The sequence below is a fragment of the Hydrogenovibrio sp. SC-1 genome, from assembly GCF_002848135.1.
In the GTDB taxonomy this organism is placed as follows: Bacteria; Pseudomonadota; Gammaproteobacteria; order Thiomicrospirales; family Thiomicrospiraceae; genus Hydrogenovibrio.
The window spans coordinates 105,943-117,267 of record NZ_PKGB01000002.1; the positions used below are offsets into that span (position 1 = coordinate 105,943).

The following is an 11,325-nucleotide window of genomic DNA, read 5'->3' on the forward strand; positions in this document are numbered from 1 at the left end:
GAGACTTATGCATCGCCGAACCTTTATAAGCTTATTCACGGTGAGTCTGACTGGACTAGCAGGCTGCCAACCCAGTCAGATTCGTCAAAGTATCCATTCAGCCAAACAACTTTCAAAAGGCAATCTACCTGGCGCGGTCGCCGCCCACATCCCGGTCACCGGTATTGCTCAAATTGATCAATTAGTCAAACGTCAAATTGAATCTCTGGTTGCTGAATTAGCCAAAACCTGGGGCGATAAAAAAGTCGCATCGCCCAAAGAATATGTCAAATATACAGAACAGTATCAGAGTCGCGCTTTAGTCAACTTTAATAGCGGTCAAATCCGCGTTGAAACCCTGATCGACCAATTCCCTAAAGCCGCATTAAAGGCAGCGATAGTCAGCACCCTACTAACGCCGGATAACCCTGCCCAAGTTGATTTATTGTCAGACAAGACCATTGTCACTGGGCAACAACCCTTTTTGCATGGCCTCGTACTTGATCAAGATAATAAAGCGATTGCCACCGAATGGCGAGCCAAACGTTATGCAGACTTCTTAATTAAAGCCGCCTACCAATCGGATCGCTATAACCAAAAGCCTCGCCACTTCGTTACCTTTTCAATGGTCAAAAACCATACTCAATCACAACAGCGCCATTATGCCGCTCAGGTTAAACGTCAAAGCCAGCGCTTCAAACTGGAACCCGCGTTGATTTATGCCATTATCGAAACTGAAAGTGCTTTTAATCCTTATGCAATGAGTCATATTCCAGCCTATGGTTTAATGCAAATCGTACCCCAATCCGCAGGCAGAGATGCCTATCGATTTTTGTACAAAAAAGACGGCACCCCCAGCAAAAACTATTTATTCCAAGCTGACAATAATATCGAAATGGGGGCCGTCTACCTACACCTACTCTTTAGTCGTTATTTAGCGGCCATTCAAAACCCACAATCGCAAGAATATTGTTGTATCGCCGCCTATAACACCGGCAGCGGCAATGTTTTAAGGGCCTTCCATTCTGACCGCCAACAGGCTGTGACCAAAATCAATGCACTGAGTGCCGATCAAGTGTATCGACATTTGCGCAACCATTTAAAGTATCAAGAAGCACGTCACTATTTAGAAAAAGTAACCCATAAAAAACAAGCTTATCTTTAAGCAGTGGGTTGCTTATAATAGACGCCTTAATGATGGCTGAAAAGAACAAACCATGAAAGATACTCTTTACGCACAGCAATATGAAGCCGTAGGCGCATTTCAATTTGATGACTCAGTGGTAGCCGTTTTTCCGGATATGATTCAACGCTCTGTCCCGGGTTATCAAACCATCCTCACTGGAATCGGTGAGCTGACGGCGCAATATGCCCGACCCAATAGTCACCTGTACGATCTAGGCTGTTCCCTTGGGGCAGCGACCCTAACCATGCGCCGTAAAGCCCCTTTTGCAAATTGTAAAGTGATCGGCATCGATACGTCTCAACCCATGATTGAGCGCGCGCAAGAACACCTTGATGGTTTTCATTCCGATGTGGCTGTTGAACTCATTTGTGGCGATATGACGACCTTACCGATTGAAAATGCATCAGTGATCGTATTGAATTTTACGTTACAGTTTATCGAACCCAGTCTTCGTCAAACACTCCTTACTCGCCTCTATGAAGGCCTTAATCCCGGTGGTATCCTCATTTTGTCGGAAAAAGTGCATTTTGAATCGCCCGATCTACAAAATGCGATTGAACACCTTCACCTTCAATTTAAACGTGCCAATGGCTATTCCGAGCTGGAAATCGCTCAAAAACGGGCTGCCTTAGAAAACGTCCTCCAAAGCGATACCGCAGAAACCCATCTACAACGATTTGCAAAAGCGGGCTTTCAGACCGCCGGTTGTTGGTTTCAGGCCTATAACTTTATGTCATTTTTAGCGATAAAAGCGCCGCTTTCAAAATAAAGGTTCCATGTGAAACATTACCATCAACACCTACAAGACTTCCTTCAAACGCTCCCCAGCTTAGGCCTTAGCCACTGGCAATCTGAATTGGAAGCCACTGGGAAAATTGCACTTGATCCAAGGGGCAATGGAAATCTCAGTCGTTGGCTGCCTGCTTTAAATGCATTAACCCAATACCCGAATGCCAGCGACATCCAACTCAATCAATCAGCCATTAGCGCGAAAACGCCCAACCTGTCTGAAAAAGATCAAACCGATCTCAAATCCCATTTCAAAAAATTAATGCCTTGGCGAAAAGGACCTTACAACATCAACCATGTTTATATCGATACCGAATGGCGTTCAGACTGGAAATGGGATCGTGTTGTACCGCATCTAAGCTCTCTCGACGGAAGAAAAGTTTTGGATATTGGTTGTGGAAGCGGCTATCACCTATGGCGAATGCTTGGCGAGGGGGCCGTAATGGCAGTCGGTGTTGATCCCAGTCTATTATTTATGACACAGTTCTTAGCCGTAAAACATTTTATCGGTACTGAAGCGCCCGCCTACTTCTTACCGCTAACACTGGAACAACTTCCCAAAACGGAGCCCACCGGTGTTTTTGACACCGTTTTTTCGATGGGCGTTTTATATCATCGCCGTTCACCGATGGATCATTTGATTGATTTAAAACGCACGCTAAAACCGGGTGGTGAATTGGTATTGGAAACCCTTGTTATTCCCGAAGACCAAGGGCAATTACTGGTGCCTAAAAACCGTTATGCGCAAATGAACAATGTCTGGTTTATTCCGTCAGTTGACGAATTAAGCCACTGGCTTGAAAAATGTGGCTATAGAAACGTGCGCTGCGTTGATATTGATCAAACCTCAACATCAGAACAACGTTCAACCGAATGGATGGAATGGAATTCGCTTTCAGATTTCCTAGACCCTCAAGACCCCAATAAAACCATTGAAGGATACCCCGCCCCGATCCGTGCTGTACTACTGGCAAACAAACCCACCTAAACGACTCGGCCTGTTAAAGATAATTTCTATTTATTTTATACCGACATCAAAAACTTAAGCTATTAAAAAGCTTGGTATTTTTACCCCTTTGCAATACACTGAATTGTTAATAGACTCTTAAACTCATTAAAGGGAACCATTTTATGTTTAAGCGACTGGGGTTACAGCCAAAAATCATTTTTTTATCGCTATTGATCACCTTGCTCGTTGTTGTTGCTTTAGCTGTAATTGGTTTGATCACCTACCAAACACAGTTTGAACACATCGCGCGAAACACTGCAGATAAATTGATTCAAGATGTAGAACGCAGTCTCGATAAAAAACTGGATATCGGCGTAACCAATGCCGTCAGTTTTGCTTCAAACCGTGAATTAATTCAAGCCATTTCCGATAATGACAAACCACTGGTTAACCACATTTTGGGCGATATTAGCCAAACATACAAAGAACACACCCAATATAAAAACGTCAAAATACATATCCATACCCCTGACAATCACTCTTTTCTGAGAAGCTGGCGTGATAAAAACGGCGATGACTTATCTAGCTTCCGTTTTGGGGTACAAAAAGTGATTAATGAAAGAGCACCCATTCGAGTTTTAGAACTTGGACGCGCTGGATTGGCCGTCAGAGGGATTGCGCCTTTGTTCAAAAATGGCCAGTACATCGGTTCCCTTGAATTTATCCAGGGACTTCGGTCGATGGCAAAAGCCTACCAAGAACGAAACATGAACTATCTCATGCTACTCAACCAAGAAGCATTAAAAATTAGTGTGAAGGCCAGTAAAAATACAGTTGTCGGGGATTATGTCGTCGCCAGCAATGACTGGTTTTCTAGTGACAGTATTGATATGGCCAAAAAAATTGACTGGTCGCTACTGAATAAGCAAGGCTGGACAATTCAAAACGAACACCTGATCACTCAAATTCCAGTTAATGACATGCGTGGTAAATTGGTCGGTATCCAGATTATTGCAGAACCCACAACTCACTTTAATGCAGAAATGGCTAGTATTCTGAATGAAACCATTAAACAGATACTTTTAATCGTATTGATCGTTGTCTTAATGGTGATTACCATTATCGTCAGCTTAAACAAATTGGTTATTCGGCCAGTTAAAGCGCTTCAAAACACCATCTCAAACGTGCTCACTCAAGGTGATTTTTCAGTCAGAGTCAAAACGGATAACAACGGCAATGAAGTTAACTTAATGGCAAAGGACTTCAATGAACTCTTACAGATGCTGCAAAATGTCATTACCTCTATCACCCACAGTATGCAATCAATTGAACAGGGTGATTTGTCGACTCGTGTCACAGCAGAGGCCGTTGGTGAATTGGATGACCTTAAACAGGCGGTGAACCAAACCGCACAAATTCTGGACAGTACCATGTCAGAAATTGAGCGCGTCTTAGGTGAAATGCAATTGGCAAACTTCTCGGTCGAAGTAAAAGACGTTCCAGCAGAAGGGGCTTTTAAGAAGTCAATTGACAGTATTCATGAAACCGTCACCAGCTTAAAATCGGCAATCACCGAAATCAACCAAACCATGCAAGCGATGTCTCAGGCCAACTTTACCCACCCTATCACCACCCCATTAAGTGGTGATTTGGATCATCTAAAAACCAATATCAATACCACTTTGACAGATTTAGAAAATGGGTTTAATGGCTTCACCCACAGCTTAACCCAATTAACTTCCGGAGACCTGACAACCCGAGTCAATGGTCAATTTTCTGGACAACTCGCGAAGTTGCAGGACATTATCAATAACTCTTTAAACAATATTGGTAGTATGTTTACTGAAATAAAATTCATGTCTGACGGCTCCAGCCAAAATGTCACTCAAGTCAGCCGTGGCAATATGGATTTAAATGAAAGAACACAAAATCAAGCGGCTTCCATAGAAGAAACAGCCGCTTCCATGGAAGAAATCACCTCAACGGTACAGAATTCACTTTCAAATGCAAAAGAGGCCAACCATTTGTCGCATCAAGCGAAAGAGGATGCCGACAAGGGTGCTGAAATCATGGATCAAACCCGTTCTGCCATGCATGGAATAGAAGAAGCCAGCAGTAAGATTTCTGAAATCACCAGCTTGATTGACAGCATCGCCTTTCAGACCAATTTGCTGGCATTAAATGCCGCTGTGGAAGCCGCTCGCGCAGGTGATCATGGCCGAGGATTTGCTGTTGTGGCAGGAGAAGTTCGTAGCCTAGCCCAAAAATCAGCCGATGCAGCAAAAGACATTGCCCGATTGGTACAAGATACAACGGAACAAATTGCAAATGGCACAGAACTTACCGAACAATCTTCTACGATGCTGTCTCAAATCAACCAGCGAATTACCTCCGTTTCGGAAATGGTGGATGCCATTACCCAATCAGCCGAGGAGCAATCGCTTGGTATTGGCCAGATCAACCAAGCCGTATCCTCAATGGATGAAATCACCCAACAAAATGCGGCCTTAGTGGAATCCGTTGCTGAAGACACTCAAAGCATGGATCAAAAAATTTCACGCTTAGTGGAGCTCACTGACGCTTTTAAAATTGATATTCCACAGCTGTCTTTAACCACAACCCTCTCAACAGGCAACTTTGATTTTGCTCAGGCACGCCGAGCAGTCAAAGCCAGTCGTGCTCACATTAGTGGTCTACTACATACCGGATCCAAAGATTTTGACGACGAGATGGTCATCAATCCGGAAAACAGCGAAATTGGAAAATGGCTAACGACAACGGGTCAACAATATCAGCAACACGAGGATTACCAACGATTGGTCACCCTAAGTAACGACTACCATCAATACTTGAAAGAGGCTGTCGCGTTACTGAATACCGAGACACGGCTCACACCGGATAAGGTTACACAAATTAAACAAGCTTCTGACGCATTGATTGAAGCTATTAATCAACTTGAAAATGTGGTTGCGGGTGTGTCTAATCATCAAGTACTACCGCACCAATAAACCTCGCTTCTCGCATCAAAAATGGCCAGGCCTGGCCATTTTGATCTCTTTTCTAGCCACCATTCTCAAGCTTCTTTTACGGGTTTATCCATTGAGAATTGTGTCAAACCTCTTATAATGTTCGGTTCATCATGCCCACGTTTATCGAAACAGGAACACCGATGTCATCACTTTCAGCATTACACAATAAAGTTCAAACCTTATTAGCCCACTTAGACCAGCAGATTATTGGTCAATCACATTTAACCCAACGGATGCTGATTGCACTCCTCGCAGAAGGCCATATTTTGGTGGAAGGCCCACCAGGCCTGGCCAAAACTAAAGCGATTAAAACCTTGGCGGGATTGATTGAAGGAGACTATCATCGCATTCAATTTACCCCGGACTTGTTACCTTCTGACATTACCGGTACCGAGATTTATCGCCAACAAACAGGCGAGTTTAGTCTGCAAAAAGGGCCCATTTTTCACAACCTGATTCTCGCAGATGAAATCAATCGTGCCCCTGCTAAAGTACAATCGGCGCTGCTTGAGGCCATGGCCGAACATCAAGTTACGGTGGGTCAAAAAACCTTAGCAATGGCCAAACTCTTTATGGTGATGGCCACCCAAAACCCCATAGAACAGGAAGGCACCTATCCTTTACCAGAAGCGCAATTGGATCGATTTATGATGCATATTCAAATTGATTATCCCGATAGTGCCGCTGAAAAACGTATTCTCGATCTGGTAGAGTCTGAAGCCAAAACGACCCACCCCGTCACAGCAGAAATGCTTTCACAACAAGAGCTATTCCAAATTCGTCAGGAGGTTTTAAGCCTTTATCTCTCTGAAGAAACCAAAACCTATTTGGTGGAATTGGTTATGGCAACCCGTCAGGCAGAAAAATATAATCCAGAATTAGGCAAAGCCATTGAATATGGCGTTAGCCCCAGAGCCACTGCTGCCTTATCTCGTGCCGCGAGAGCCTTAGCTTGGCTCAAAGGGCAAAGTTTTGTCACGCCCGCTGAAGTTCAAGCAGTGGTTCATGATGTGTTCCGGCACCGGTTATTGTTGAGTTTTGAAGCCGAAGCCACTGGCAAAACGGTTGACCATATTATTGATGAACTGATTGAAGTGGTACCCGTTATCTAATGTCTGACTCAGTGCAGCTTTATAGTCAGCTTGAAGCCTTACTGGCTTGGCGATTCCAGCTCAAGCGCTTCCGGCTGACCGCACAACAGAAGTTGGTTGCCAGTAAAGGTGGTTATCAACAAGCTTTGCGTAAAGGACGCGGCATGGCGTTTTTGGAAGTACGCGAATATGCACCTGGCGATGAAATCCGTCATATTGATTGGAAAGTCAGTGCACGGACTCAAAAAGCCCATACCAAAGTGTTTACTGAAGAATTGGAAACACCAGTGGTCTGTTTCTTGGAACAAACACCGCCATTATTTTTTGGTTCTCGTCAGCGGTTTAAAGCCGACCAAGCGCTTCATATCATGTCAATCCTCGGTTGGATTAGCCTACACCAGGGAGACCGTTTTGGAGGCGCTGTTTTTAACCACCAAAACCACCAGTGGCTTGACCCCAAACACCAGTTAAAAACTCTAATGCATTTTTTACAACAAGCCCTAGAGCTCCAGTCTCAGCTGCAAAGCCCCTCACAACCGCAAACGCTGGAATGGACAGATCAAATTGCCCATTATCAAAAACGGCTACGCCCTGGAACACGCATTATTTTAATTGGCGATTTTATTCACCAGCCTGCAAATTTCTTACAACAGCTCAGTCAACTGAAAAGGCATAATGACATCACCTTGATTCATATCAGTGACCCGATTGAAAAACAGTTGCCCGATCAAGGTGTTTTAACCTTAACCAATGGACAAACACAAACCCATTTAAATAGCAGTGATCCCAAGCAACGCCAAGCTTATGCGCAGTCTTATCAAAATGCTTGGCATGCATTGCAACAACAACTCAGACCATTCCATATCCCGCTAATCGATATTTCTACCGATCAAGACCCGTTAGAAGCGTTACTCGCGCAAGGAGTGATTGGCCGATGAATCCAGATTTACTTAGCCAACTCAATGATATTTATATTCCTGATGCCGTCGGCTGGTGGCCGCCATCACAAACACTCATCGGGCTATTCGTCGGTCTCAGTGGCATTATCATTGGCCTCAGCTGGTACTGGTGGAAACAGCGTCGTCTCAATCGATATCGTAGCCAGGCGATGGACATCTTTCATGAAGCTTTGGCAGAGGCAACCAACCCGCATCAACAAGTACAAGCCACCAACGCCCTGTTAAAACAAGTCGCCATTACCCACTATGGACGCCATCTAGTTGCGGCTTTAAATGGCCAAGCCTGGTTAAGTTTTTTGCAAAAAACGGCCAGCTATATTGAACAGCCAGACGCAATGGAACGCTTTATATCAGCACACTATCACCCTCAAATCGATTTGGACGATGCGGAAATTCAAGCCTGTCTCGATTATGCAGCTAAATGGATTAAGGGACATCACAAATGATGATGGACGCGTTACACTATTTTTGGCAGCAACTCACTTTCTTGACACCATGGATGTTAGCCTTTTTGCCGTTGCCTTGGCTTATTCGACGATTTTGGCAACCCGCTCCTCAGCAGCAAGTTCCTCTAATGGCGCCTCACCTGCAACAAAGGTTAGAAAATGCAACTCAATATCCACTTACCACTTCATCCAAACCGCCAATGGCATTGCCATTGCTCGGATTGCTGATTTGGCTGCTCGTTTTGCTGGCTGCCATGCGCCCCGTTTGGTATTGGCAAACCGAGCCTTTTCAAGTCACTGGCAAAAACTTAATGTTGGCTGTTGATTTGTCAGGCAGTATGGAACAAACCGATATGCGAATCGGTGGTCAAGAGGTCGATCGCTTAACGGCTGTCAAAAAAGTGGTTAAAGACTTTATCCAAAAACGCCAAGGGGATCGTATGGGGCTGGTAGTATTTGGCTCTCAAGCTTTTTTACAAAGCCCGCTCAGTTTCGATTTAAACACGGTGCAAACACTATTGAACGAAACTGAAATTGGCATGGCGGGTAATAATACAGCAATTGGGGATGCGATTGGCGTAACCCTCCAACATCTTACCCAAGCAAACCAATCCAATACCATACTGATCCTACTGACCGATGGCTCTAATACAGCAGGTGCCGTCCAGCCTTTAGAGGCAGCACGCCATGCACAAAGCATGGGCGTTAAAATTTACACCATAGGCGTCGGTGTTGCGGAAAGTCGTGGACTGGATCAGTTTTTATTCGGCCAAAGCCGTTCGGTTGATACTGCCACTTTAAAAACCATTGCGGAACTGTCTGGCGGACAATTTTATACAGCCGCCAATCTACAACAACTCAATGATATTTATAATGAAATTAACCAATTAGAATCAACACAACAAGATCGAACACCTTATCGACCCAGAACGGAACTCTATCCTTGGCCTTTGGCTATCGCACTGGGTTTAAGTTTTTTATTGGCAATTTATCGACTCATAACGCAAAGACAATATGACTGAAGAAACGCTCCATTTTTTACGTCCCCTCTGGTTATGGACCCTGATTCCGATTGCATTGATCGGTTGGCTGCTGTGGCGCCAACACCAACAACAAGGTGGTTGGCAGAGACTGATTGCCGAGCCATTTAAACCGGTATTATTATCCAAACAATCCCAACAGAAAAACGCTTTACCCTTAATTGGACTCCTACTGATTTGGTTGATAACGGTTATTGCACTCAGCGGCCCTACTTGGCAAAAAGTCGAGGTGCCTGCCGAAAAAAACCGCCAGGCCTGTGTCATTCTGCTGGATCTTTCGCTCTCTATGTTGTCAGATGACCTGAAACCCAACCGCTTAAATCGTGCCCGTTTCCAACTAATGGATTTATTAAAATCCCATCCGGAACAACAATTTGGTATGGTGGTTTATGCTGGCTCAGCTCATACCATCACCCCCATCTCAGAAGACCCCCAAACCCTGATTAATCTCACACCCAGTCTTAGCCCTTTGATAATGCCCAGTATGGGAGCGAATGCGATAACGGGCTTGCAGCAAGCACAGCAGCTTTTAAAAGGATCTCATATTAATCAAGGCCATCTAATTTGGATTACCGATTCGGTCGAAGCGGATGAGGTCAATTCCATCAAAACCTTTTTAGACACACATAACTTAACACTCAGTATCATCACGGTCGGTACTGAAGCCGGTGCGCCGATTCCAGTCCCCAATTTTGGCCTACTAAAACAAGATAATGGCCAATTGATTTTAGCGAAACTACCTGTGACCCAATTCCAACGCCTTGCCGAACATCCCAGTGTTGAGTGGCACCCACTGACACAGCAACCGATTGACACCGATCGGCTGTTACCGGCACCGTTTTTGCAAAACCCGGCCAGTGCCAATAAAAACGCTGATGAGCCCAAAACCCTTACCAGTTGGCTTGATCAAGGCATTTATTTGCTTTGGATACTGATCCCTATGATCGCATTAAGCTTTCGTCGAGGCTGGATTTTTAGTCAAATCGGCGTTAGCCTAATCCCGTTATGTTTATTGGCAAGCTTTTACCCAGTCAACAGTTATAGTAATGACAAAACGACCAATTCAGTTTCTTTGCTCGATGTCCTTAAATCCAATGACCAACAAGGCTATGAAAACTGGCAGCGCCAAAACTATGAGGCCGCACTCAATCAATTTGAATCGCCTTTGTGGAAAGGAGCCAGTTATTATCGTATGCAACAATATGCTGAGGCTGCCGAGCAATTTAAGCGCAGTGAGTCGGCAGAATCACAATATAGCCTAGGCAATGCACTTGCCCAACTAGGCCAATTACAACCGGCAAAAGAAGCCTATCAAAAGGCACTCGAAGCTCGACCCAACTGGCAGGCAGCCAAACAAAACCTACAACTCATTGAAAAACTGTTGCAACAACAAGACAAACAAGCCTCTAATTCAAATTCAAACAACACGCGTGATGCACAATCCAACCAGACTCAAAATCATCCGAATGAGAAAAACGAGCAGTCAAATCAAAGCAGCGATCCACAGGATTCAAATAATCAGGACCAAAAATCCGGTCAAGAAAGCCAACCCGCCGATAAAGAAGGACAACCCCAAGCAGAGGGTGAAAGCCAAGCCGATTCCAAAACAGATCAACAAAAAGCCACCGAAATGGATTCTTCAACTGAAGAAAAAAACGGCACAAAGGCGGTCACTTCAGAACCACTAGAAAAGGATTCGTCTCAGTCAGAACCCCAAACAGAAGCAGAACGTGCCCAACAAAATTGGTTAAACCAAATCCCCCATGAACCAGGGTTGTTTTTAAAACGCAAATTTGAATATCAATTTCAACAAAAGCGCGATCCTTCAACAGACAACACAAAAATTTGGTAATGCTT

The 11,325-nt window shown here is 44.5% G+C and carries 9 protein-coding genes; all 9 read left to right on the forward strand.

From position 1 onward, the window contains the following. Positions 1 to 7: 7 nt before the first annotated feature. The 9 genes from CYQ88_RS01690 to CYQ88_RS01730 all read left to right on the forward strand — a co-directional run bounded on the left by CYQ88_RS01690 (position 8) and on the right by CYQ88_RS01730 (position 11,320). Positions 8 to 1,144 carry a murein transglycosylase domain-containing protein gene (locus CYQ88_RS01690; RefSeq protein ID WP_101839609.1) on the forward strand — a complete coding sequence of 379 codons (1,137 nt, stop codon included), beginning with the start codon at positions 8 to 10 and terminating at the stop codon, positions 1,142 to 1,144. Between the two features lie 52 nt (positions 1,145 to 1,196). Further along, entirely contained in the window at positions 1,197 to 1,934 is a 738-nt protein-coding gene (gene cmoA / locus CYQ88_RS01695) for a carboxy-S-adenosyl-L-methionine synthase CmoA (protein WP_101839610.1), read from the forward strand. Between the two features lie 9 nt (positions 1,935 to 1,943). Beyond that, positions 1,944 to 2,942 (forward strand): tRNA 5-methoxyuridine(34)/uridine 5-oxyacetic acid(34) synthase CmoB, encoded by a 999-nt coding sequence (cmoB, locus tag CYQ88_RS01700; protein ID WP_101839611.1) that lies wholly within the window; start codon positions 1,944 to 1,946, stop codon positions 2,940 to 2,942. 143 nt (positions 2,943 to 3,085) lie between these two features. Further along, on the forward strand, positions 3,086 to 5,911 hold the full coding sequence (locus CYQ88_RS01705; protein WP_101839612.1) for a methyl-accepting chemotaxis protein: 2,826 nt from the start codon (positions 3,086 to 3,088) through the stop codon (positions 5,909 to 5,911). A gap of 161 nt (positions 5,912 to 6,072) precedes the next feature. Then, complete coding sequence (locus CYQ88_RS01710; protein ID WP_101839613.1) at positions 6,073 to 7,044, forward strand: MoxR family ATPase; 972 nt, start codon at positions 6,073 to 6,075, stop codon at positions 7,042 to 7,044. Beyond that, entirely contained in the window at positions 7,044 to 7,961 is a 918-nt protein-coding gene (locus CYQ88_RS01715) for a DUF58 domain-containing protein (RefSeq protein ID WP_101839614.1), read from the forward strand. Before CYQ88_RS01710 ends, CYQ88_RS01715 begins: the two co-directional genes overlap by 1 nt. After that, on the forward strand, positions 7,958 to 8,428 hold the full coding sequence (locus CYQ88_RS01720; RefSeq protein ID WP_101839615.1) for a DUF4381 domain-containing protein: 471 nt from the start codon (positions 7,958 to 7,960) through the stop codon (positions 8,426 to 8,428). The genes CYQ88_RS01715 and CYQ88_RS01720 overlap by 4 nt, the downstream gene beginning before the upstream one ends. Beyond that, the gene (locus tag CYQ88_RS01725) at positions 8,425 to 9,450 is read left to right on the forward strand and encodes a VWA domain-containing protein (protein WP_233188782.1); all 1,026 of its coding nucleotides are present in this window, start codon (positions 8,425 to 8,427) and stop codon (positions 9,448 to 9,450) included. The genes CYQ88_RS01720 and CYQ88_RS01725 overlap by 4 nt, the downstream gene beginning before the upstream one ends. Next, positions 9,443 to 11,320, forward strand: coding sequence for a VWA domain-containing protein (locus CYQ88_RS01730; protein ID WP_101839616.1), 1,878 nt, complete (start codon positions 9,443 to 9,445; stop codon positions 11,318 to 11,320). Before CYQ88_RS01725 ends, CYQ88_RS01730 begins: the two co-directional genes overlap by 8 nt. The last annotated feature ends 5 nt before the right edge of the window (positions 11,321 to 11,325 follow it).